Annotated in this window: 19 protein-coding genes; 6 read left to right on the forward strand and 13 right to left on the reverse strand. The window is 55.4% G+C overall.

All coding sequences use genetic code 11. From position 1 onward, the window contains the following. Positions 1–15: 15 nt before the first annotated feature. The 6 genes from gap to F4555_RS04930 form a co-directional block, all read right to left on the reverse strand. A complete protein-coding gene (gene gap / locus F4555_RS04905) occupies positions 16–1,023 on the reverse strand; it encodes a type I glyceraldehyde-3-phosphate dehydrogenase (RefSeq protein WP_169756973.1) in 1,008 nt (335 codons plus the stop codon). A gap of 297 nt (positions 1,024–1,320) precedes the next feature. After that, on the reverse strand, positions 1,321–2,301 hold the full coding sequence (gene whiA, locus F4555_RS04910) for a DNA-binding protein WhiA (RefSeq protein ID WP_004012280.1): 981 nt from the start codon (positions 2,299–2,301) through the stop codon (positions 1,321–1,323). 104 nt (positions 2,302–2,405) lie between these two features. Then, on the reverse strand, positions 2,406–3,428 hold the full coding sequence (locus tag F4555_RS04915) for a gluconeogenesis factor YvcK family protein (RefSeq protein WP_004015769.1): 1,023 nt from the start codon (positions 3,426–3,428) through the stop codon (positions 2,406–2,408). Positions 3,429–3,476: 48 nt separating this feature from the next. Beyond that, on the reverse strand, positions 3,477–4,409 hold the full coding sequence (gene rapZ, locus F4555_RS04920; protein WP_004012278.1) for an RNase adapter RapZ: 933 nt from the start codon (positions 4,407–4,409) through the stop codon (positions 3,477–3,479). A 9-nt stretch (positions 4,410–4,418) separates the two neighbouring features. Continuing rightward, positions 4,419–6,260, reverse strand: a complete 1,842-nt coding sequence (locus tag F4555_RS04925) for an ABC-F family ATP-binding cassette domain-containing protein (RefSeq protein WP_004015768.1) — start codon at positions 6,258–6,260, stop codon at positions 4,419–4,421. Between the two features lie 13 nt (positions 6,261–6,273). Further along, positions 6,274–8,694, reverse strand: coding sequence for an Rne/Rng family ribonuclease (locus F4555_RS04930; protein ID WP_169756974.1), 2,421 nt, complete (start codon positions 8,692–8,694; stop codon positions 6,274–6,276). A gap of 381 nt (positions 8,695–9,075) precedes the next feature. Here F4555_RS04930 and F4555_RS04935 point away from each other — a divergent pair, with 381 nt between their 5' ends. From F4555_RS04935 to F4555_RS04955, 5 genes are all read left to right on the forward strand, one after another. Further along, entirely contained in the window at positions 9,076–10,707 is a 1,632-nt protein-coding gene (locus F4555_RS04935) for a cytochrome ubiquinol oxidase subunit I (protein ID WP_039886256.1), read from the forward strand. 20 nt (positions 10,708–10,727) lie between these two features. Continuing rightward, positions 10,728–11,885, forward strand: a complete 1,158-nt coding sequence (cydB, locus tag F4555_RS04940) for a cytochrome d ubiquinol oxidase subunit II (RefSeq protein ID WP_430010689.1) — start codon at positions 10,728–10,730, stop codon at positions 11,883–11,885. Between the two features lie 98 nt (positions 11,886–11,983). After that, positions 11,984–13,780 carry a thiol reductant ABC exporter subunit CydD gene (cydD, locus tag F4555_RS04945; protein WP_115326017.1) on the forward strand — a complete coding sequence of 599 codons (1,797 nt, stop codon included), beginning with the start codon at positions 11,984–11,986 and terminating at the stop codon, positions 13,778–13,780. Next, a complete protein-coding gene (gene cydC / locus F4555_RS04950) occupies positions 13,777–15,717 on the forward strand; it encodes a thiol reductant ABC exporter subunit CydC (protein WP_115326016.1) in 1,941 nt (646 codons plus the stop codon). The genes cydD and cydC overlap by 4 nt, the downstream gene beginning before the upstream one ends. Further along, positions 15,710–17,017: a sensor histidine kinase gene (locus F4555_RS04955; protein WP_004016699.1), complete on the forward strand. Its 1,308-nt coding sequence runs from the start codon at positions 15,710–15,712 to the stop codon at positions 17,015–17,017. Before cydC ends, F4555_RS04955 begins: the two co-directional genes overlap by 8 nt. A gap of 73 nt (positions 17,018–17,090) precedes the next feature. Here F4555_RS04955 and F4555_RS04960 read toward each other — a convergent pair whose 3' ends face one another. The 6 genes from F4555_RS04960 to coaD are packed head-to-tail and all read right to left on the reverse strand — an operon-like array spanning position 17,091 to position 21,448. Then, positions 17,091–17,744, reverse strand: coding sequence for a response regulator (locus tag F4555_RS04960; protein WP_004012269.1), 654 nt, complete (start codon positions 17,742–17,744; stop codon positions 17,091–17,093). Next, positions 17,744–18,652, reverse strand: coding sequence for a bifunctional DNA-formamidopyrimidine glycosylase/DNA-(apurinic or apyrimidinic site) lyase (gene mutM / locus F4555_RS04965; protein WP_036342251.1), 909 nt, complete (start codon positions 18,650–18,652; stop codon positions 17,744–17,746). The genes F4555_RS04960 and mutM overlap by 1 nt, the downstream gene beginning before the upstream one ends. Next, the gene (rnc, locus tag F4555_RS04970) at positions 18,645–19,430 is read right to left on the reverse strand and encodes a ribonuclease III (protein ID WP_169756981.1); all 786 of its coding nucleotides are present in this window, start codon (positions 19,428–19,430) and stop codon (positions 18,645–18,647) included. Before rnc ends, mutM begins: the two co-directional genes overlap by 8 nt. A gap of 23 nt (positions 19,431–19,453) precedes the next feature. Then, on the reverse strand, positions 19,454–20,089 hold the full coding sequence (locus F4555_RS04975; protein ID WP_115326015.1) for a YceD family protein: 636 nt from the start codon (positions 20,087–20,089) through the stop codon (positions 19,454–19,456). Beyond that, a complete protein-coding gene (locus tag F4555_RS04980) occupies positions 20,082–20,882 on the reverse strand; it encodes an ATP synthase subunit B family protein (protein ID WP_115326014.1) in 801 nt (266 codons plus the stop codon). Before F4555_RS04980 ends, F4555_RS04975 begins: the two co-directional genes overlap by 8 nt. Before the next feature lie 23 nt (positions 20,883–20,905). After that, the gene (gene coaD, locus F4555_RS04985) at positions 20,906–21,448 is read right to left on the reverse strand and encodes a pantetheine-phosphate adenylyltransferase (RefSeq protein ID WP_169769901.1); all 543 of its coding nucleotides are present in this window, start codon (positions 21,446–21,448) and stop codon (positions 20,906–20,908) included. Between the two features lie 39 nt (positions 21,449–21,487). On the opposite strand from coaD, the gene rsmD reads away from it, so the two are divergent. After that, complete coding sequence (gene rsmD, locus F4555_RS04990) at positions 21,488–22,051, forward strand: 16S rRNA (guanine(966)-N(2))-methyltransferase RsmD (RefSeq protein ID WP_004017882.1); 564 nt, start codon at positions 21,488–21,490, stop codon at positions 22,049–22,051. Positions 22,052–22,082: 31 nt separating this feature from the next. Here rsmD and F4555_RS04995 read toward each other — a convergent pair whose 3' ends face one another. Then, positions 22,083–24,542, reverse strand: a complete 2,460-nt coding sequence (locus F4555_RS04995) for an ATP-dependent DNA helicase RecG (RefSeq protein WP_004012259.1) — start codon at positions 24,540–24,542, stop codon at positions 22,083–22,085. Between the last annotated feature and the right edge of the window lie 23 nt (positions 24,543–24,565).

The following is a 24,565-nucleotide window of genomic DNA, read 5'->3' on the forward strand; positions in this document are numbered from 1 at the left end:
TCAAAACCTCAAGGCCTAGAGTTGCTTCCCGATGAACTCGGCCAAGTCAACCACGCGGTTAGAGTAGCCCCACTCGTTGTCGTACCAAGACACACACTTAATCATGTTGTCTACCTTCTTGGTCAACGGTGCGTCAAAGATAGAAGAGTGCGAATCAGTAACAATATCAGTGGAAACGATGCCCTCGTCGTTGTAATCCAGAACGCCCTTCAAAGCGCCCTCGGCCGCAGCCTTCATCGCCGCGTTAACTTCCTCGACAGAAGCAGACTTCTTCGGGATAAAGCTGAGGTCAGTGACCGAACCGGTAATCACCGGCACGCGCAAAGCGTAGCCATCAAGCTTGCCCTTCAATTGCGGCAGAACCAAAGCCACTGCGCGAGCCGCCCCGGTGGAGGTCGGCACAATGTTTTGGGCAGCGGCGCGAGCACGGCGCAAATCCTTGTGCGGCGCGTCGTGAATACGCTGATCCCCAGTGTAGGCGTGGATAGTGGTCATCAAGCCGTATTCAATACCGAACACATCGTCCAAAACCTTAGCCATCGGAGCCAAGCAGTTGGTGGTGCAAGAAGCATTAGAAACCACATCATGCTTCGCCGGATCATAATCAGTGTGGTTAACACCAACCACGAAGGTAGCGTCCACATTCCCCTTAGCCGGAGCAGAGATGATGACCTTCTTGGCACCAGCCTTGATGTGAGCGCGAGCCGCATCGCCATCGGTGAAGAAACCGGTGGACTCAATCACAATGTCCGCGCCCAAATCACCCCAAGGCAAGTTAGCCGGATCGCGTTCTGCCATAGCGGCAAAGCTCTTGCCATCAACCGTGATGGACTTGTCATCGTAGGATACTTCCTTACCCAGACGACCCGTCACTGAGTCATACTTGAGCAGGTGAGACAGGGTGTGGTTGTCGGTCAAGTCGTTTACACCGACGATTTCGATGTCCGCGCCTCGCTTGAGAGCAGCGCGGAAGAAGTTACGGCCAATACGGCCAAAGCCATTGATGCCAACACGGACAGTCACAGTTTCCTCCATTTTGTGCGGTTTAGCACTGTAGGTAATCGAAGACTCAAACCGAAAAATCCGAGCCCCTGGTTATTAGTCAACCAGCACTTAAAATCTACACCGTTTCGGGGGTTAAAGTCACTCATAAAATCCTAAAAAGTTCCTAGACTCTTGCCCAGCGCCCCTCGATTAATCCATTAGCGAACAAAATGGCCCGAAAGTCCCAGAAAGCACCTCATGAACCCACACAAATCCCCCCGAGCGACCCGGAAGCAACCCCGAGACACCCCCAAACGCACTCTGCTCCCAAAACACCTAGGCATCCAGAATATCCGGGTTCAGCCCAGCCTCGGTATCCGGAATACCCAGCTCACGAGCTTTTTTATCCGCCATCGCCAGCAAGCGCCTAATGCGCCCCGCCACCGCATCCTTTGTTAACTGCGGATCAGAAAGCTGACCCAACTCCTCTAAAGAAGCCTGCTTGTGCTCCAATCGCAAACGACCCGCAGTTATCAGATGCTCCGGAATGTCATCCCCCAGAATCTCGAAAGCTCGACGCACCCGCGCCCCCGCCAACACCGCCGCCCGGGTCGAACGACGCATATTCGCATCGTCAAAATTCGCCAAACGGTTCACTTCCCCGCGCTTCTCACGTTTATCACGCCGATCAGACCACGCCGCCAAGGTCTGCACCGCACCCATACGCTCTAACAAAGTCACGATGGAATCATTTTCACGCACCGCCACTCGTTGAATCTGGCGTACCTCGCGCGACTTTGCCACTGCATCCAAACGCCGCGCCAACCCCACCAAAGCCAAGGCAGACTCCGAGCCGGGACACGTAATCTCTATCGCCGCGCAACGCGACGGTTCCGTCAAAGAACCGCGCGCCAAAAACGCTCCACGCCACGCCGCTGCGCAAGCCGTAATCGACCCCGAAACGACCTCGGGGGGCAACCCCCGTACCGGACGCCCCGCCTTATCTAACAAACCCGTGTCATGAGCCAACTTTTCCGCCTTCTGCACCACACGAACCACGAAACGATCCGATTTACGAATCCCTCCGCCGTGAACCACCACCACCGAGGAAGCCGCATGATACAAATCAACCAAAGCAATCTGCAAACGCTTGGCCGCCAAAGGACTATCCAACTCGGCTTCAATGACAATATTGCCCGCCACCAAATGCAATCCGCCAGCAAAACGCAGCAAAGTCGCCACCTCGGCACGAAAATCCGTGCGTGACTGCACCACCACCCGAGCCAGTTCATCTTTAGCCGCAGCCGTCAACGACATGTCTTCAACACTCCATTCCCGTAAATTCCCACTACACCACCGATGTTCCAAGTGACGCCCCAGCGCCACCCCGGCGCGCCGTTCAAGGAAACCAATCTATCGCATTAATGATTATCCAGCTCCGTAAGGGGAGCCAAATCCCCCCAATGGCCACTCATGGCATCGCGGAAAGCCGCCGCTAAACGCAAGGAATCGTGACGCGCCGTCCCATCCCCAATAGAGAGCTGACGCAACATCACCTCGCAGTGCATCGACTCTGCTACTCGCGCCAAGCCGTCGATATCCTCGACCGCCCCCGGATCACCAATCACAATATTCAAACCCAAATCCGGGGCGTAATCATTCAACACCCGCAAATGGTCAGGCAAAGGCAAATCCTGGGTTTCCCCGCGTTGCCGCGACAAATTCAATACCACTGCCTTACACGCCGTCGATTCCGACAACGCTCGACGCAAAGGAGTCAACAGTAAATGCGGCAGCACCGAGGTAAACCACGATCCGGGTCCCAACACAACCCAATCAGCGGCCGCCACCGCCGCCAACACCTCCGGGGTCACCGGAGCGTCGGGCGGATTAAGCTGAATCGAACGGATCAAACCCGGGGTTTTCGCGATTCGCGACTGGCCTTTAACCGTATTCAACACGCCGTCAGACTCGATTTCCGCCGCAATCTCCATGGGAACTCGTGAAAGCGGCAATACCCGCCCTTTCGCCCCTAAAAGCTGCATCAACCAGTCCAAACCAACCACCGGGTCATCCAGGATCTGCCACAAACCCGCAATCAGCAGGTTCCCCAGGCTGTGACCATTTAATTCTCCGGTGGTAGCAAAACGAAACTGCAGGATATCCCGCCAGGTAAAGCCATTTTCACTCTCGTCACACAACGCCGCGCAAGCCATGCGCAAATCCCCCGGCGGAATCAAGTCCATCTCTCGACGCAAGCGCCCCGAAGAACCTCCGTCATCCGCCACCGTCACCACCGCCGTCAGATTCGTGGTGACGTGACGCAAAGCCTGTAAAGTCGCGTACAAACCATGCCCGCCTCCGAAAGCCACCACTTTGGGTTGGGGCATGCGACCCGGCCACGCCCCCGGAGGCGGAATAAACTGAAAACTGGATTCAGACATCGTTATCCTTTGACCTAGGATTCTTCCCCACAGCTGGCCATTGCATAGCTATTCCTTGCCTAAATCCCGGTGGGTCGCGCGCACCGAAAAATGTTTATCTCGCAGCAAACCCGCAATATATTCACACATCGCCACCGAGCGGTGCCGTCCCCCGGTGCACCCCACCGCAATCGTCACAAAAGGCTTCAACTCGTCCAAATACCCGTTCAACACCGGCGCCAAAGCGTTGACATAGTTTTCGGCAAACTGGCGTGCCCCGGGACGTTCCAACACGTATTTCGCCACCGCTTCATCCTTGCCCGACAGGTGGCGCAGTTCGCTGACCCAATACGGATTGGCGAAAAACCTTACATCCACCACATGGTCGGCATCCAGCGGCAAGCCATACTTGAAACCGAAACTCATCACCGTTATGTTCAGCCCCGCGTCCTTGCCTTCCGAAACAATGTCACGGATTTTGCGCGCCAGGTCATGCACCGAAAAATTCGTGGTGTCGATATACAGATTCGCCCGGTCGCGGATGGGTGCCAGCAACCCCCGCTCGGCTTGAATTCCGTCTAGAATCCGCCCTTTGCCTTGTAGCGGATGGGGACGGCGCACCTGTTCATAACGACGCACCAACACCGAATCGGAGGCATCCAGAAACAGGGTTTGGTGTTCGATGTGGGCTTCTTGCAGCTGGTCAAGTGTGGTCATCAGTTCAGAAAAGAAACTGCGTGAACGCACATCTACCACCACCGCCAGGCGGTGTACCCCGTTGCCTTCCGGGGTCATCATGCGCGCCAGGGGTTGCAGCATTCGCGGCGGCAGGTTATCCACCACGTACCAGTCAAGGTCTTCTAAGACTTGGGCGGTTTGGGAACGCCCGGCGCCGCTCATACCGGTGATGATTAGCATCTGGGCGCGATGCACCGTGGCAGCGGGTTGGCACGCATCAAGTTCAGGGATACCCTGGGGTACCGTCGGGGTAGGGTCAGTCATACGCCCATTCTACTCGGCCAGTTCCAGCCATTCCTCTTCTAGGCCAGCCTGGGTAGTTTTTTCGGTTTCAAGGTTTTTAGCCAGCGCGGCTAGGTGGGCATAATCGGCCGGGTCACTTTGGCTCATCTCGGTTTCAATGTCGCGTTGTCGGGCGAGACTTTTTTCGATTTTTCGTTCCAGGGCGGCCAGTTGCTTTTGTTTCTGGTAATTATTGGCACCACTGGGGGGCGCAGCTTTCGAGGCTGCCTGGGGTGCGCTGAGCCCGGGGGACGTGTAGGTAGTGTTCGGTGACTTGGTGGTGTTGGGCGCGGATTCATGAGGTGCCATCCCGGTTTTCCGGCTGTCATCCTGTAATTCCAGATATTCCTCGATTCCCCGGGGAAGGTGACGCAGATGATGCCCAATCACCGCGTACTGAGTATCAGTGATACGCTCCAAGAGGTAACGGTCGTGGGAAACCACCAGTAACGTACCAGGCCACACATCCAGCACATCTTCTAGGGCAGTAAGGGTATCAGTGTCAATATCGTTGGTCGGTTCATCCAGGATTAACACATTGGGTTCCTCGAGCAGTAGCAGCAAAATCTGTAAGCGACGCTTCTGTCCCCCGCTGAGCACCTCGATTTTGGCTTGTAACTGCGAGGTATTGAAACCCAAGCGCTCCAGCATCTGAGAGGGAGTCAGCTCTTTGCCGTCAATCTCGAAATTTCCCTTGAGCTTGCCTAAAAGTTCATATACTCGATAGCCAGAAATGTCTTTCAACGCACGGAATTCTTGGTCTAAAACCCCAAGCTGCACGGTTTTTCCCTCGCGTCGCCTCCCCCTGGTGGGCACCAGCTCCCCCGCGATAAGCCCCAACAAGGTAGATTTTCCCGCCCCATTGGCTCCCAGAATCCCAGCGCGTTCCCCTGGAGCAATCCGCCAGGTCACGTCCTGCAGTACCGGCGTGCCGTCTTCACCCTGATATGAAAAGTCCACGTCCACCAGGTCAATCACGGTTTTTCCCAGCCGTTGGGTTGCGAGTTTCACCAACTCCACCGTGTCGCGTGGGCGGGGTACATCGGCAATCAAGGCCGTGGCCGCCTCGACCCGGAACTTTGGTTTAGAGCTTCGCGCCGGGGCTCCGCGACGAAGCCACGCGAGTTCTTTACGCAACAGGTTCGCACGTTTCTCGGCGGCTAGTGCCGCCTGGCGGTCACGCTCTACCCGCGCCAGGATGTAGGCTGCATAACCGCCCTCGAAAGGCTCCACGATTCCGTCGTGAACTTCCCAGGTGTCTTGGGACACCGCATCCAGGAACCAGCGGTCGTGGGTCACCACCAGCAGTGCCCCGTTGTTAGTTGCCCACCGGTGTCGCAAGTGCCTCGCCAGCCAAGTCACAGCCTCAAGATCGAGGTGGTTAGTAGGCTCGTCCAGACCAATCACGTCCCATTCGCCTAGCAACAGTTTCGCTAAGGCCAGGCGGCGGCGTTGTCCCCCGGAGAGTTCTTCTATTCGAGATTCCCATGCTATTCCAGAGCAAAGCCCGTCCAAAACATCGCGCGCTCGCGCCTCGGCTAGCACCTCATGAACGGGGCGAGACCCCAACAGCAACCGCTCTACCGTGTCAGCGCCACTGAGCATATCGTCTTGCCCCAAGAGAGCCAGCCGCAGCCCACCCCGGCGTGTAACCAAACCAGCATCGGGTGAAATCACTCCAAAAAGTACCCGCAACAGCGTCGATTTGCCATCCCCATTGCGCCCCACTATTCCTAAGCGATCCCCGGCTGATACCCCCAAAGTGACGTGGTCTAGCAAGACTTTGTCCGGGTATTCCACGCAGAGGTTTTGCCCTCCCAACAGATTCGCCACGGCACGCTCCGGGTTAGTTATCGGAAACGACGATATCTGCCCCGGTGGAATCGGTATTGATTACCCCGGTAGACACCGCGCGACGGTGGCGTCGCCGGGTCGGAGTGGTTCCAGGCACAGCGCTGGAGGTGATTTCTCGCCTGGTTTCCCCGGCAGTTAATGCGGGTTTCTCTTTGGCGCGCTCCAGTTCCTTGGCAGAGCGTTTCTTGGCAGTGGTTTTCGTCGGAGCTTTTGTTGCGATAGCAGTGTCCGTGTCAGCAGCGGTGGTGATTTCGCTAGATTCACTAGTTTGCACATCCCCAGCGGATTTAGTTTTCTTTATAGCACCGGATTTGCCTTTTGTCGTGGTGGCCTGGCTTTCCGTGGGTTCTTCTTGAGCATGAGCCGCCGCCGCAATCCCCGCCATGGTCTGGCGTACTTCCGGCTTGGTTTCTTTTACCGACTTGGCAACGTTGCGCTTCCGGTTCGTAGCGCCCCCCGAGGAACCTCGACGATTAGAATGTTTCACCACGTCTTCCGGGGCTTGCCCGTTGTTTTCGACCGGTACATCGTGGACAATGAACCCGCGCCCATCACAGCATTCACACTGGGTGGAAAAGGCCTCTACCAGGCCTTGCCCAACACGCTTGCGGGTCATCTGTACCAGCCCCAGCGAGGTTACCTCAGTGACTTGGTGGCGGGTACGGTCACGCCCCAAACATTCCACCAGGCGGCGTAACACCAGGTCACGGTTGGATTCAATCACCATGTCTACAAAGTCAATCACCACGATGCCGCCGATGTCACGCAGCCGCAGTTGCCGCACGATTTCTTCGGCGGCTTCAAGGTTATTCTTGGTCACGGTTTCTTCCAGGGTGCCACCCGCCCCGATGTAGCGCCCTGTGTTCACATCAATCACTGTCATGGCTTCGGTACGGTCGATGATTAGATAACCACCGCTGGGCAGCCATACCTTGCGTTCAAAGCCCTTGGCTAGTTGTTCATCAATGCGATGAGCCGCGAACACATCGGAATCGTCTTCCCAAAAATGCAGCCGCTCTCCCAGTTCCGGGGACAATTCCTTGACATACTTGGAAATCGTGTGCCATGCTTCTTCGCCTTGAATGGTCAGGCTGGAAATATCTTCGTTAAAGATGTCACGCACTACCCGTACCGCCAGTTCCGGTTCAGCATGCAACAGTTGCGGAGAGTTTCGTGGCCGGGCACGTTTCTTTTCAATGTCTTCCCAGATTTTTACCAAACGCTCCACGTCAACGCGCAGCTGTTCCTCGGTGGCTCCCTCGGCAGCAGTGCGCACAATCACCCCGAAACCAGCGGGAATCATGGTTTTCAGTACTGTCTTGAGACGTTTACGTTCCTCTTCTGGTAGTTTGCGTGAAATCCCAGTCATTGCCCCACTGGGAACCAAAACCAGGTGGCGCCCCGCCAGAGTTATCTGGGAGGTCAAACGCGCCCCTTTGTGGCCGATTGGATCCTTGGTTACCTGGACTAGCACCATATCTCCGGGACTAAGTGCTTCCTCGATACGTCCAGTTTTCGAGTTCAGCCCCGCTGCGTCCCAGTTCACTTCCCCGGCATAGAGTACCGCATTGCGTCCCTTGCCGATATCAACAAAAGCGGCCTCCATCGAGGATAAGACATTTTGAACCTTACCCAGGTAAACATTGCCCACCATGGTGGTTTGGGTGTGGCGCGACACGTAGTGTTCCACCAACAGCCCATCTTCCAGCAGCGCGACTTGATTCAAGCCATCACGCCCCCGAACTACCATTTCACGTTTAACACTGTCGCGACGCGCCAAAAATTCGCTTTCAGTGATGGGGGTGCGTTTACGTCCCTCTTTACGTCCGGCCTTGCGTCGGATTCTTTTGGCCTCCAAACGGGTGGAGCCTTCCAAGGCTTGGACTTGCGAGTCATTTTCAGTATCGGCATCACTACGAATGCGACGGCGGTGACGGCGTGTCACCTCGTTTTCCGTCGCGGTACCGGTACCGTGTGGGTCTTCCGTTTTACTGGTGCGACTGCGCTTGCGTTTGGTTGTGGTGGCGGTTTCACCGCTGTCGATGCTGGTAGAATCGCCTTTGTCGCTACTCTTTGCAACCTTTTCAGCAGCGTTATCAGAGGAATCGTCGTTTTTACGTCGGTTTTTCTTGGTTTCTGAGGATTTTTTGGACTCACTAGCTATTTTAGCTTCACTAGTGTTGTCTTTTTCATCATTTTCAGAACTGGAATTACGCTGCCTTTGGCGGGTGCGTGTCGTTTTTTTTGCGGTTTCATGAGTTGCATCCCCATTTTCCGCCGTAAAACTTGAAAAATCAGGTGCCTGGAACAATAAATTCGCGGCTGCGAGAGCCTGAGCATTACTCTTTTTGGCCGCAGCTCGCCCGGATTTTTCCGCAGCATCGCTGGTTTTTGATTCAACTGTCTTATTCACTTGAACTCCTTTGCCTCCGCCTTGCAACCCCAAGCGAGGCAAAACATCGTCGCCCCTGGATTCAACCAGGAACGGAAGTCTTTGATGGGGACTCAGAACCGCTGTATCTCAAGAGATTACGGTGGATATCAACTGTCTACCCGTTCTGGTGTTGGTTGCCTACACCAGCTTTACCCATGGACTCATACTAGCGCATCGGGAAGAAATCTGCTCCCAAAAGCAACCCGAGGCTCGGAAATTCACCTATTGGTAAAATTTTAGGGTAAATTATGTTCCAACTCAGGATTTTCTGGCTCCCCCAGGGGATAAAAAGAATTTCTAGAGCCAAATGCAATTTCTACTAACTCTACGGAAAGGCGGATTAAGGTGACCGTCGTCTCGATGGGGCTGCTTGACAGCCTAGATTTGGCGCGGTGGCAGTTCGGTGTAACTACCGTCTACCACTTCATCCTGGTTCCGTTCACCATCGGCATGTCCTTGCTGGTAGCACTTATGGAGACACTGTGGTACCGCACCGGCAAGGAGTACTGGCTGAAGGCGACACGGTTCTTTGGAAAACTGTTCCTTGTTAACTTTGCCTTGGGTGTTGCCACCGGCATCGTGCAAGAGTTCCAGTTCGGCATGGGCTGGTCTGAGTACTCTCGCTTTGTCGGCGACATCTTCGGCGCTCCCCTAGCTTTTGAGGCTTTACTCTCATTCTTTATGGAGTCCACATTCCTCGGCGTGTGGATTTTTGGCTGGGGCAAGATTTCAAAGAAAGCTCACGTCGTGGTGGCCTGGCTGGTTATGGCCGGGGTCAACACGTCTATGTTGTGGATTATTGGCGCAAACTCCTGGATGCAGCGCCCGGTCGGGGCAGTTTTCAACCCCGAAACCGGCCGTGCAGAACTGAATGGGGCGCTGGCTTTCTTTTCAGTGGTGACTAACTCAACCATGTGGTTGGCAGTACTCCACGTTGTGACTTCCTCTATTCTCTTAGCCGCCACCGTAGTGGCCGGAATCTCCATCTGGTGGATGGTTCGTGCCGCTAGCCAGGGTGGTATCGGTGAAACCGAGGCTCGGGAAGTGTGGCGTCCAATCGCCCGTTGGGGCATGACTATCATGCTGGCAGCCGGCCTGTTGACAGTGGCTTCCGGCCACCTCCAGGGACAACACCTGGTGTACTACCAGCCCGCTAAGATGGCAGCTGCTGAGGGGCTGTGTGCGGGTGAATCCGGCAACTTGGCTTTGTTCGCCTTTTCGGAATGCCCTGATCCAGTCCTCAAGGAAGGTGCCGGGGAAAATAGCGGTTCGAAGTACGAAGTAACCGAAGTCGGTATCGGCCGAATTCCGGGCTTGCTCGGTTTCGTGGCACATAACTCTTTCTCGCGTACCATCGCTGGTGTTGCGGATTCTTCGGATCGTACCCAGGCTATGTTGGAAAACGCCCAGAAATACTTCAAAGATAAGGCTCCCAACATTGACACCACCAATACCTCTGGCTTACGTGGTAAAGGTGATGTGGCCGGTTATTCTTGGGCAAAGTATGCACCCTCGGTCTTGCCGGTGTTCTGGTCTTTCCGTCTGATGATGGGGGTAGGTATTTTCATGGCTGCTTTGGCCATGTTAGGTCTATACCAGACTCGGGGCGGTCGGGTTTCCACTTCGCGTGGCTTGAAGAATCTCGCATTGATTACCCTCCCGATGCCATTCCTCGGCGTTAGCTTCGGCTGGATTATGACCGAAATTGGGCGCCAACCCTTTATTGTTTATCCCAACCAAGACGCCTTTAATGCAGATATGACCGTGCAAAACGCGGGCGCTGGGGTATACATGCTCACCGGCGATGGTTTGTCCGGTGTGGTAAGTCCGGTGGAATTCTTGATTTCTCTTGTCGTATTCACCCTATTGTACCTAGTTCTAGGAATAATCTGGTTCAAACTGCTGGTGCGATACTCGAAAGAAGGCATTAACACCCCGGCCTCAGATGGTGGCCCAGTTAGCGCCTCACAAGAACTCTCATTCGCATACTAAGGAGGATTTGATTCATGGCAATGATATTGCAAATACTATGGTTTATCTTGGTTGCCGTCCTCTGGGCTGGATACTTGATTCTAGAAGGCTATGGCCTTGGCACCGGGATGCTGATGCGTATTATCGGCAAGAGCGATACCGAGCGTGGTCAGATTGTACGTTCGATTGGTCCACACTGGGATGGTAACGAGGTATGGCTTCTAACCGCTGGAGGTGCCACCTTTGCATCCTCGCCAGAGTGGTACGCTGTGATGTTCTCCGGTATGTACCTGGCGTTATTCCTGATTCTAGTGTGCTTGATTGTCCGAATTTCAGCTATTGAATGGCGCAATAAGGTAGACAGCGAATCCTGGCGTAACAAGTGGGACTGGGGACACACCATCAGTGCCTGGCTGGTGCCGATTCTGCTAGGAACCGCCTTCGGTAATCTGGTTTCCGGGATGATGATTGCAGTGGTTGATCCCAAGCAACCATTTACGCCCATCCCCCCTGATGAGATTGACCCGTCAAAGCACGTTCATAACCTGATTGGGTTAGGCGATATGCCACTGGGACAGTTGCTGTCATTGTTCTACAATGTTCCCAGTCCCATCAACGGCGTGTTCAATCTCTTGGGCGGTCTGGTGATTGCCTCGCTGTGTTTGACTCAAGGCGCTTTGTTCCTCTCATTGAAGACCACCGACGAGGTTCGCGAACGTTCCGAGGCTTTGGCTCCCAAGTTGGCTTTGGTTTCCACCGCGCTGACCGCTGTCTTCGCCATCTGGGGAACCTTCGCCTACATGGGTGCAGGCTTTATCTTCGCCCTGATTTTCTTGGTGATTGCGGCCGTGTGCCTGATTGTGGGGCTATTCTTCGCTTTCCAGCGGAGCATCGGCAAGGCTTTCATCTTCAACAGCGCCGGGGTTGCCTTCGCCGTAGCGTGGGTATTCGCTATGATTTTCCCCTACGTGATGAAGTCCTCGATTAACACCGAGAAATACTCCTTAACCATCTGGGAGTCTTCCGCCACACCTGGTACCCAAATAGTGATGACCATCGCGGCCGTCATTCTGGTGCCCGTGGTGCTGGGATACACCATTTGGTCCGTGTATATGTTCCGGTCTCGCATTAGCCCAGGTACCCCTGGTGGTTTGGAACCTGGAAAGATTCGTGAAGGAGCAAACTTCCTAGTGGGTTAGTTTTTCTGGCCACATTCTTGTTGGGCTCGGCTGTAAAGCCGAGCCCAACAGTTTTTACACAAATAGATTATTTCCTCGGTTTATGACAATGTTAAGGTGTGAAACCACTAGACCCGAGACTCATGAAATACGCGAAAAGCGCGCGTGGATATATCATCTTCATCACGGTATTAGGATTTCTTTCCGCAGCCTTGATTATCGGCCAGGATTTGCTGATTGCTAACGCGGCCTCAGCGGTAATCAGCCACCATGTCGGTTTCGAAGTAATCACCCCAACCTTGCTAGGACTGCTGGGAGTGCTGATTGCCCGAGCCACTACCCTGTTGATTCGCCAGTGGTTCGGCCACCGTGCCGCCAGCGGCGCTATCCAGGAACTACGGGGCAAAGTGTTGACGCACGCCACTAAACTCGGTCCGCGCTGGCAAACCCAACATGCCCAAGACACGGTTACCACTGTGGTGCAGGCACTGAAAGATCTCGACGCATACTTTGTGTTCTTCCTGCCGCAACTCTTACTTTCAGCGACCGTAACTCCCGCAACATTGTTGGTGATTTTGATTCTGGATTGGCCCAGTGCCATCGCCACGGGAATCACCATCCCTCTTATCCCCCTGTTCATGATTTTGATTGGGAAACTGACCCAAGAGTATGCCGATAAGCGTTTGGCCTCTATGAAACGTATGGGGGGGCAATTGGTGGATTTGCTGGCCGGATTAGCCACTCTGAAGGCTCTGGGACGCGAAAAAGAACCCGCCCGTCAGGTGAAAAGTGTGGGCTATGAATACACGCGTTCCACCATGGCAACTCTACGGGTTGCCTTCATGAGCGGCGGAGTGCTCGAGTTCCTCACCACCCTGTGCGTGGCTATTGTCGCCGTAGAGGTCGGCTGGCGGATGCTGGGCGGGCAACTGAACCTGTTTACCGGTCTAGTGGTGATTATGCTCGCCCCCGAAGTTTTCGAACCGCTACGGCAGGTGGGCAAGCAGTTTCACGCTTCCTCCGACGGAGTCACCGCTGCGGAAGCCGCTTTTACTATTTTAGAGGTTCCCCTGCCGGAAACCGGCACCCAAGCAGCTCCGAATCTGGAAACCGCCACCTTGAAATTAAAAGACGTTGGGGTGAAAGCCCGGGGAATGTGGGCTCCAGCCTCGCTTAACGCTTTGATAGAGCCAGGAAAGATTTACGCACTCTCTGGACCGAGCGGGGCTGGGAAAACTACCACTGCTATGAGCCTACTAGCCCTGCAGACCCTGGATTCGGGGACAATAACCGTGCAAGATGCCACTGGTTCCCAGACGGATTTGCGGGATATAGACCCGGGCTCCTGGTGGAAACAATGCGCCTGGGTACCACAAAATCCCGCCATTCTGCCCGGGACAGTGTTAGAAAACCTGGGCGAAAGCGGCACAAACCCAAGTCCGCAACTCATGAAAGCGGCACAAACCACTAAGTTCGCCGAAGTAGTTGAGTCACTATCCGCTGGGTGGCATACCAAACTTGGAGCGGGTGGGGTCGGACTGTCGGTGGGGCAACGGCAACGCTTGGCACTGACCCGAGCCCTGGTTAATACCGCCCAGTTCATCGTTTTGGACGAACCCACGGCACATCTAGATGCCAGTCTGGAAACTCTGGTAATCGAAGGGATTCGCGCTCTAAAGGCCTCTGGGAAAACCGTGGTGGTCATTGCACACCGTCAAGCCGTGTTGAACCTAGCCGATGAAATCATCCCCGTCACTACCAGGGAATTCACCCCCGCCGAGAAAGAAGCCCAGATTCTCGCTGAACAAGCCGCGAAACCAAAACCGCGTCCCCGACGGCGCAAACCCGACGGGCGGGAAGACCTACCACCCCTAATATTGAATCTTGACTTTGCTGACGCGGAGGTAAGTGCATGAACCGGCTCCAGAAAACTACAAAAAAAACCGTAAAGGTCAGTCCTTTCATGACCCGCCAGGAAATCCGCAGTCTGAAACTGACTTATCGAATGATGAACCTGAAACACGGGAATATGTCCTTGGCTATCGGCCTGGGTGTGCTGACTTTGGTCAGCGCCATCGGACTATCGGTGATTGCCGCGTGGATGATTGCGCGTGCCTCTCAACCCGACGCACTGTGGATGGACTTGGCGATAACCGCCGTATGCGTACGTATGTTCGGGATTGGGCGGGCATTGTTTCGGTATTTGGAACGACTGGCCTCGCATAAGGTGGCGCTGGTGGGAGTCGCGAACCTGCGCCACACCGTGTACCGAATTCTGGCCGATCGCCCCACCAACAATATTGCGGCTTTACGACGGGGCGAAATTTTGGCACGTACCGGGGGGGATGTCGACTCCGTAGGGGATTTCGTTGTGAAATCGGTATTACCGGTAACAGTGACGGCAATAACCGGATTGGGCACCGTGATTCTTTTTGCTTTTTATTCCCCTCTGGCTGCCCTAGCTTTGGCACTGTGTCTGCTGCTGGCCGGAGTAGTGGGACCGATGTTAACGATTCGATCCGCCCGAATTGCCGAATTGGCGGCGCAACACGCCCAAATCGAGCTCAGCGCCAGTGCCCAAACCCTGTTGATGAACGCCCCGGAATTGGCAGTTTCCGGACGGCTGGCCGAAGCTAAGGAACACCTTGAATCAGTGGAACAAGACATTCAAGCTTTGAAAGACCAGGCTGCGAGACCCGCTGCCATCGCCAGTTTCATTGATAACTTTGCGATGGGTTTGGCGGTACTGTGCGGGTTCCTGATTGGGACTCCCCTGGTGTTATCCGGCCAACTGTGGGACGTAAATCTGGCAATTTTAGTGTTGGCACCGCTGGCCGCTTTCGAAGGCACCGCCCAGTTGGCACCCGCTGCGGTACAACTGGTTTCCTCCGGGGCGGCAACCTCGCGACTGGTGGAACTGATGGGGGGAGAGAAATCAGTCGAAGCCGCCCTAGAACGGATACAGCGCGAAGACCAGGAAGAGACTCTGACAGCTAGTCACCCAGTGGTGGTTATCCCGTCTGATAAAGCTGACACCGCTGGCGCGAAAAAATCTGGAAGCACCGCTGCCACTGACGCAGCGTCAACGGTGGAAATAGAACCGGTTTTAGTTGCGCAAGACCTCGCTATCGGATGGCCAGGTGGCCCAGTGGTAGCGCATGGTATCAATCTGGAACTGCGCCCTGGTAAAGCATTGGCTGTGGTGGGGCAATCAGGAATCGGTAAATCCACGCTACTGTACACCCTAGCGGGATTGATTCATCCCGTTTCCGGCACCCTAACTCTGGGGGGAAAACCTCTGAGCGAGATTCCTCGCGAAGATGTCGCCACCACGATTATTATGACCGCCGAGGATGCCCATATTTTCCAAACCTCCGTCTTAGAGAACATCCGGGTCTCCCGGAATAATGTGGGATCGGTAGAAGCCGAGAAACTCATGATACAAGCTGGGATGGGAACCTGGCTACAAGCCGCCCCACGCGGCCTAGAGACCACCCTGGGGATGGATGGTGCCGCACTGAGCGGCGGAGAACGACGCCGCATCCTCCTAGCACGCGCCTTGGCATCCCCGGCGCGACTGCTAGCCTTAGATGAGCCAGGGGAACATTTGGACGGAGAAATGGCCGACCAGCTAGTGGGCGATTTGCTGACCACCGGAAAAAGCGGGGAACGCGGGGTACTGCTGGTAACCCACCGTTTATCCGCATTAGGAGCCGCCGACGAGGTACTGGTGATGGCCAAAACCGAAACAGGAGGCACCACCGAGGTTATCGCTCGCGGAACCCACGCTGAACTGGTTGAACGACAAGCGGAATACCGCTGGGCTTTGGAACAGGAAAAAACCTATGTCTGAAAAGCACCATCCATCCGAAGCAGAAACCAAAGAAACCCTGGAAACCTTGCGGTTGAAACTGGAAACCTCAAACCGTTACAACGAGATGAGCCAACGTATCACCGTGGCGCTACTGGAAGACACCGACGAAGAAGCTGCCCTGAGTTTGATTTGCCGCTCAGCTTTGAAAGCTGCCCAAGCCGACACAGCCCTGATTGTGTTGCCGAGTTTAGGCGGCAAGTACATCAGCGAGATTACCGCCGGAGAAGCCCAATCAGAAATGCTCGGACTCGAATTTCCTCCCGAAGGACGTGCCCAACAGGTGATTCACTCCAATGTGGGCATAATCGTGCCCTCGATGGAACGTGCCCATTCTTTGCGTATCCCCGCCCTGTCGCGATTCGGAGCCGCACTCTACGCCCCGATGAGCAACCACGGGATAGCCACCGGGGTCATTATCCTGTTCCGTAATCCAGGTAAACCCGAGTTCACCGAGCCAGATTTGAAGGCCGCCGCAGATTTGGCGAAAAAAGCCACCCTTGCATTACGCCTGTCCGCTATCCGCCACGCCGAGGATCGCGCCACCCTGCTGGAGCAACGCCAACGCATCGCCCGGGATTTGCACGACCTAGCAATACAACAACTCTTTGCCAGTTCTCTCCAGTTACAATCCCTGAAAAGTGACCTGGAATCTGGGAAAATCGCCGACGATGATGTATCGAAGACACTCGACCTGGCCTTGACGGCAGTAGGGGAATCCATCAGCCAGATTCGCCGCATCGTCAGCAGCCTGAAAGACGCGGATGCCTCCGAACTGGATTTGGTGGGAGGTCTGGGACACGAAACCTCGTTGGCTCGACGATCCCTAGGTTTCGCGCCCTCACTGGTATTGAAACTGAACAACGAGCTGTTCCGAAAAGACAATACTCGCGAACTACAAGCTCGCTTGGCTGGAATCCTTGACGACAACCAAATAGCCGATGCCATCGCCGTGGTACGGGAAGGACTTACGAATGTGGCTCGTCACGCCCACGCCACCGAAGTAATGGTTGAAGCTCAAATCTGGACAGATTCCAAACTAGCACCTCATGATTGCCCCCGAATCAGCCCCAATGTACCCCTGAAAACCGAAAAAAACGGCTTAATGCGCCTCGAGATTACCGATGACGGAGTGGGACTGGAAAAAACTGTGGGACGGCATTCTGGGCTGTCCAATATGGCGGCACGTGCCTCGGTGTATTTCGGACAGATGAACCTGGAAAACCGCGACGATGGAGTGCGAGGCGCGAAACTGACCTGGTGCATTCCCCTGAGCGCGTAATCGACTATATGGTAGTAACATCCTTACGATTGAAACAAAACGTAGCGGATAACGGATAACACCCGCAGTGTATTTAACGCACTGAAGGCTGTCTCCAGGCGGCAGCCTTCTGAGAAGCCACCCACGCGGCCACCTGGGTACGCCGCTGCAAGCCCATCTTGGAAAGCAACGCGGTAATGTGATTCTTGACGGTTTTCTCGGCCACTCCCAAGGATTCACCAATCTCGCGATTCGAAAGCCCGTCGCCAATCAAATTCAAGATTTTTCGCTCCGTCGGAGTCAGACTCTCGGTGGGGTCGGCATGCTTGGAAGATGAACGCGTCACGGTGCGTTCATCGAGCAGTGTCCGCCCAGCAGCCACGGCCTTGATAACATTGGCAATCTCGACTCCAGCCACGGTTTTCAACAGATACGCCGCCGCCCCTACTTCGAGAGATTCCGCCAAAGCCGCATCATCATCAAAAGAAGTCAAGACGATACAACGTGATTCGGGCACTAAAATCCGCAGTTGTCCCATCAAGTCAATCCCGGTACCGTCCGGCAACTGCAAATCCACCAACACCACGTTGGGATTAGCCAGTTCCGCGCGCGACAGGGCTTCGCTGACACTACCGGCCTCTGCCACTACCACCAGCCCTTGGGCACGATCCACAATTTCCGCAATGCCACGGCGCACAATCTCGTGGTCATCAACAATCATCACACGAGTTTCGGCGGGTTCAATCATTAATCAGCCTTTCTTACTGCGGGGTGATGTGCGGGCGTGCAGTGCGCGCAAAACACCGTAGCTCGCCCGTCTAGCACTATCTTATCCAGAGCCTGGCCACACTGATGACAAGCCTGGCCGCCACGACCATAAACCTGCAGCTCCGAAGCGAAATCCCCGGGATTGCCCCACGAATCCACATACAGCTGGTCAAAAGACGTACCCCCAAATTCCAGAGCGTGGCGCATGACACTAGCGGCAACCTCTAGCAGGTTACGCAAATCCTCCCCACTCAGATTCTTCGCCAAGGTCGCAGGATGAACCCCCGCCGCAAACAGGGTTTCATCAGCATAAATATTCCCGATTCCAGACACCGTTGCCTGGTCAAGCAACTTGGTTTTAATCGCGCGGCGCGAGCTTCGCAGCCTCGATACAACCCAGCTCACATCCAAATTCGGATCGAGCACATCACGGGCAATATGACCTAGACCCGCAGGCAGCAGTGCCTGCTCGGTTCCCATCCCGCCCGGAGCCCCATCAGTCGTGGGCTCCAAGGCGCGGACCTCGGTATGACCAAAGGTGCGCTGGTCACAAAACACCAGTTCCAATCCGTTATCTAGGGTGAAGCGCAATCGCTCATGCGGCAAAGCGGTTATATCCCCAGCTGCCAGGCGTAATTGTCCCGACATGCCCAAATGGAAACACCAGGCGGTTTGATTTCCGGAAAGCTCCAACCACAGAAATTTGCCCCGGCGTGATACTGATTCAAGTCGCTTTCCGACTAGCAACTCATGAAACCGCGAAAACCCGCCCGGCTGGAAACGTAAGCTACGCGGATGCGTTGGGGCACTTACGGCGGTAACGCACGTGTTCAAGAGGTGCGAGCTAAGATTGCGGCGAATCGTCTCTACTTCAGGCAATTCAGGCATCAGGATTCCCACCCGGGAACAAATCCTGGCGGATTTCCGAGCCGACTACCTCGGGACAGCGTTGCGCCAAAGTGGCGACAGCAGCTTCGGCCGCCTGATGTTCCGCGATTTTTTTGGAACTCCCCTGTCCTTCTCCCCAGTTCTCACCCTCCACCAGAGCCTGAGCCGAAAAATGCTTTTGATGATCGGGACCGGTCGCGACCACCTCGTAGGTGACCTCGCCCAAATCGGCAGCACTGAGTAGCTCCTGGAGCGTTGTTTTCCAGTCCAAGGTAACCGCACGGCGCGGTGCATTACGCAAGAAACGTCGCAAATGACGCTCTACCACTACCCGGGTCACAGACAGGCCACAAGACAGAAAAGTTGCCCCAATCAAAGCTTCGAGGGTGTCCGAGAGAATCGAATCCTTGTCGCGACCGCCCTGGCGATCCTCGCCCACTCCCAGTCGTAAGTACTCTCCCAAGTGGATTTTTCGTGCCACCTCAGCCAGGGGGGTTTGGGAAACCGTGGCCGCACGCATTTGCGCCAAAGTGCCCTCCGGTTCGTCGGGGAAATTCCGATAAAGATATTCCGTGACGATAATCTGTAACACTGCGTCCCCCAGGAACTCGAGACGCTCATTGGTTCCGCGCGACCCAGTTTTGCCGTGTTCATGCGAAAAAGACCGATGGGTCATTGCCAAAACCAATAAATCTGGGTCAAGACGCTCACCCCACGCCTCTAATAAGGGCTCCAAGGTATCCAGTTTTGACGCAGCGGAGGTAGCATCGAGTTGCATCGCGCGGTTTATAGCTGTTCCCACTAGTTTTCTCCCTCCGGGTTTTCCCGTAGCGACTTTGCCAAGTCCCCCAAAGCCGCCCAGCGCGGGTCGATGTTTTCGTGGTGGTGGTCGGCAGGCAGCATATCGAGACGTTCGCCGCAATCGGGGCACAAGCCTCTACAGTTTTCATCACACAACGGCAAATTGGGCAGGGCTAACACCAAGTTGTCCCGCAGTAAAGGTTCCAAGTCGATTTGGTTGTCATCACTGACCTCGAGGATGTCTACGCTGTCTTCTCCGGCTTGCTCGCGCGCCGAGTCCAAAGATTCAGGGAAAAAGAACATTTGGGTTTCGTCCAGGGATAGCACCTCATGAACAGGATCGAGGCAACGCGAACATTGCGCCACCGTCCCCACCTCGCCGGTGATGTGAGCCAAGATGCCCTCAGAGACGGCCGTAAGCTCGACGCGGCATGGGATTTCCGTGCCTTCAAGCGTAACCACACTGTTGGTCCACTCTGGACTCAGCGGGAAACACCAGTCAAACTCCAGGCGGGAGCCGGGATTGCCCGGCAAAGCGTGCAGGTCAAGGCGATAGGGAGAGCCAGTTTTATCACGCCGAACGGGACGAGCGGGACACGCGGTTTCTCCGGAGGGAGAGTCGGGGTGTTTAGTCATGAGTCTCTTTCATTTCACTAGCCGTTTCGGGGTCAAACTTGGCGCGTTCCTTCAAAACCTTTCGTCCCGCAGCGGATTGTTCCTGCATTTTCCGGAGGATACCCTCGAGTTCCGCAAGTTTATCTTCACAGTATTTATCGGCGCCACTGGTTTGATTCTCGGCTATTTTAGTAGCCTTTTCAATAACTTGTTCGGCGCGATCCTGAGCCATCACTACAATGCGTTCCTTGTTAATCAACTCGTCAGCGCGAGCATGGGCATCGGCCTGAATCTGTTCCGACTTTGATTGGGCTTTAGCCAGGATTTCATTGGCTTCCTCTTGGGCACGCTCAATCACCGCATTGGCTCCAGCCACAATCTGGTTGGCCATGCGGATATCAGCTGGCATGGCTTCGCGGGCAGAATCCAGCAAAGACAGCGCTTGTGCCTTGTTGACCAGCACGAAAGGACTCATGGGTAAGGATCTGGCCTGCGAGATTAGCGCCTCTATTTCAGCCAAAACATCCATCAACTCCGAGCCCTTGTAATCCTCGGCGTTAAGCTGGGCAATCATCTGTTGCGAAGTCAAAGCCTCGGGTTCTTTGCCTGGTTTGTCAGCGGGTTTATGGTTCGATTTGCCGTTCGATTCTTTGTTGGGCTCGGCCTCCGTCGGCTCGGCTGGCTCGGAACCAGGTTTGACCTGCGACGATTCCTTGCTATCAGCCCCAGTATTTTCCGATGGCATCCCCGTGGTTTCCTCGGTTTTATCGGTTTTGTCGGTTATATCGGCATCGGTGGTTTCGGTATTACTCACTTTCCCAACTCTCCTTTCCTGGTTTACTTCCCGTTTTGGTCAAATCTGGCTGCGATTACTTTACCTCGTGCCTGCGGCGGTTTTATCCTAAACACATCATAGAGCGCTGCGGCGGTCTCTACGTTCACCATGTCAAAAATATCCACCCCGTAGCGAGCCACTTCCTTGACCATCGAAGACGAAATATGCGCCAGCCCGAGCCTACCAGCCACAAAAACCGTGGGGGGCGCCCCCAAATGCAAATTCATTTGGCTCATGGATGATTCATAATCGAAATCCGAGGCGTTGCGCACCCCCTTTACAATAACATCGATTCCACGTTTCTGGCAGTATTTCGCCAATAAACCGGGAATAATCTCGACGTTAACCAGAGTATCCAAATCGGCTTCCCGTAATGTTTTCTCGGCCAGCTCCTGGCGTTTTTCCGGGGTAAACAAGGGGGTCTTTGAAACATTTTCAGCCACTCCCACCACCACGTTGTCAGCAAAAGCCAGACATTGGCGCACCATATCAAGGTGCCCGAAGGTAAAGGGGTCAAAGGTTCCGGGGCATAACGCTGTAGTCACGCTATTAAGGTTAGCGGCTTTTAAGCTAGGCTTGGGGCTATGACACGGATTGTAGCGGGAGCCTGGGGTGGACGAGTTTTGCAAGTGCCGCGTTCGGGGACTCGCCCCACTTCGGAACGGGTGCGCGAAGCGATTTTTTCCCGCCTGGATTCCCAAGGTGTTATTGCCGGGGCACGGGTTTTGGATATTTTTGCCGGCTCCGGAGCACTGGGTTTGGAAGCCTTGTCTCGCGGGGCAACAGACGCGATGCTGGTGGATTCTGCCCGGGGTGCTGTACAGGTTTTGCGTGCCAATGCGGCAGCTCTGAGTGCCGGGGAGCGGGTGCAGGTAGTGGGGGCGGACGCGGTTCGGTTTGCCGCTTCATTAGGTGCCAACGAGCGTTTCGACCTGGTGTTCATCGACCCACCCTATGCCCTGGATTCTGGAATTCTCGACCAGGTTTTGTCGAGCGTAGCGACACATCTTGCCCCCGCAGGAATCATTATTTTAGAAAGTTCTTCGCGGGCAGTACTACCAGATTTACCCCCGCAACTCATGAACCGTACCACCAAAACCTACGGCGACACCCAAGTGAGCTTCCTGGAAGTCGCACCCAAGAATTAAACTAAATGGTTCAAAGAAATGGGGATATGGGTCAAGATTTACGCAAATTCTCACCCCCCTGCCCCAGTCCGAACACCAGGCGCGCCAATTCGGGGTGATTGGCCAGCTGGGCATCCTCGGCCACGATTTCCTCGGCCGCTTGTTTGGCGGCCTCGATAATTTTTGCGTCTTGAACCAGGGACAATACTTGGAGCCTCGAATTACGCCCCGCTTGAGTATCGCCCAGGACGTCGCCTTCGTGGCGAATCCGCAAATCGGCTTCTGCTAGGGCGAAACCATCTCGAGTCGAAGCAAAAGCCTCGAGGCGTTCTCGCGCCGGGGTGTCCGCCAGGCTCAGGGGCGCAATCGCCAGACACACCCCGGGGCGCACCCCCCGCCCAATACGCCCACGCAACTGGTGCAACTGGGACAGCCCGAAACGATCCGCATCCAGAATTATCATCATCGAAGCCTCGGGGACATCCATGCCGACTTCGATAACAGTAGTAGACACCAACAGCGGTGCCACCCCGGACACAAAATCAGCAATCGCCCGCTGCTTAGCCCCAGAATCCAAGCCGGAATGCACCCAAGTGATAGTGGTATCCGCGAAAAACGGCAAGGCTTGCAGCCGTCTGAACGTGTCCTCGACATTGTGCAAGACCCGCCCCGGCGCCAAGGTCGGCACGTTCCCCGACGCACCGCCAAATTCTTCCTCTAAAGGCACAGTGGTGGTTGGTTTCGCGAGTGGTGCGGTGTCGGGTTTTTCCGCCGTGTCCCCCGGGACGGGTTCATGAGGTGCCTTCTGAGCACAAAGGACGTAAACTCGGCCGCCATCCAAGATTTCTTCCGCCGCGCGCCGCCAGGCACGTGCCACCCAAGCCACATTATCTTCCGAGACTAAAAAGGTCTTTACTTCACCGCGTCCCCGAGGGATTTCGGCGAGCACCGAAACATCCAAATCCCCAAACACAGTCATTGCCACCGTGCGCGGAATCGGAGTGGCGGTCATCGCCAGGAAATGTGGGGCGCGCTGACCCGCCGCCAACAGTGCCACGCGCTGTTCCACCCCGAAACGGTGTTGTTCATCCACTACCGCCAAACCCAGTTTGGAAAACTTCACAGATTTACTCAACAAGGCATGGGTTCCCACGACAATCAAGGGTTCCCCGGTTTGCAGCGCCGTTTGCAGGGCGGATTTTTCTTTGGCTGGGGTGGAACCCACCAGTAACCGCAGTCCTACCACGTCACCCTCCGGCTTAGTGCCGTCCAAGCCCGAAGGGGAACAACCCAGATTTCCTAGTAGTTTCTTCAGGGTCTCGAAATGCTGATGTGCCAATACCTCTGTGGGTGCCATAAAAGCAGCCTGGCACCCGTTTTGGACAGCGGTTATCGCCGCGAGGGCGGCGATAACCGTTTTCCCCGAGCCAACCTCGCCTTGCAACAACCGGTTCATCGGGACTTCCGTGGCCATATCAGCCGAGATTTCCTGCCAGGCGCGAAGCTGCCCGGCGGTCAGTTCAAAAGGCAACTGGGCAAGGAACCGCTCCACCAGGGTTTTCCCACCCCCAGAGATATCCACTTTGTCAGACGTGGCGGCAGTTTCCGAATGGCACCTCATGACCCCGGAACCACCCCCAGAAGCACCCGCAGAGCCACCACCCGGTGAACTGTCCGCAGAAATCACCCCATTTCCATTGACTTCCGCCGGCGAAGCCCACGCCGGACGCAGTCTAGCCTGCTGACGAGCCTTTGCCAGCGCTGCCCCCAAAGTCAGAGCCTCGCGATATCGTAAATAATCCAAGGCACATTCATGAGAGGCCTCGTCCGGAGGGTGATGCAGCCACTGCAAGGCCTCGGCAGCCGTCGGCAAACCCCAGCGCGCACGCAAATCCTCGGGGATAGCCTCGGGGATTTCCTCCACCCCAGCCAAGATGGTGGTAATCAATCCCTCGATTTTCCACGAAGGCAACCCGGCCGTAGCGTGGTACAGGGGTTGCGGGCGCAAGGAGAGCTCACGAGCAACCTCCGGGTCGTAATCCTGGAGTACCTGGTATTCCGGATGCGCCAAAAAAGCCTCCCCCGAGCCACCAAAACCATCCACCCGCCCCGAGAGTTTACCCGCAAACACCCCAATTGTGCCTTTTTCCAGGCGGCTAGCGTGAAACTGCAAGGCAGCAGGATGTTTAGCGAAAAACCGCACGGTGAGCCGTCCGCGCGTAGCTCCCCACAACGTCGAAGCTTCGCCCAGCTCATCTTGTAGCACCACGGTGAACATGGCTTTGTCGTGACGCCGTGTCCAGCCCAGCTGCGTCGACATCACCGCCGCGAACAGGGTCACTTCCGTGCCGGGAACAAGGGTGTCGAAACGAGTTAGCTCCCCCCAGCGATACATTCGCCGCGGCGGATACCACAACAGGTCACCCACGGTTCCGATTCCCAGGTGCGCCAACTTGGACACCAAGGATTTCCCGCGTACCAGGCGAGACAACGGCGCATCCAGATTCGTCATGTTTTCCACTCTACTAGATGACT

It is taken from the genome of Mobiluncus mulieris, from assembly GCF_014204735.1.
Taxonomy (GTDB): Bacteria; Actinomycetota; Actinomycetes; order Actinomycetales; family Actinomycetaceae; genus Mobiluncus; species Mobiluncus mulieris.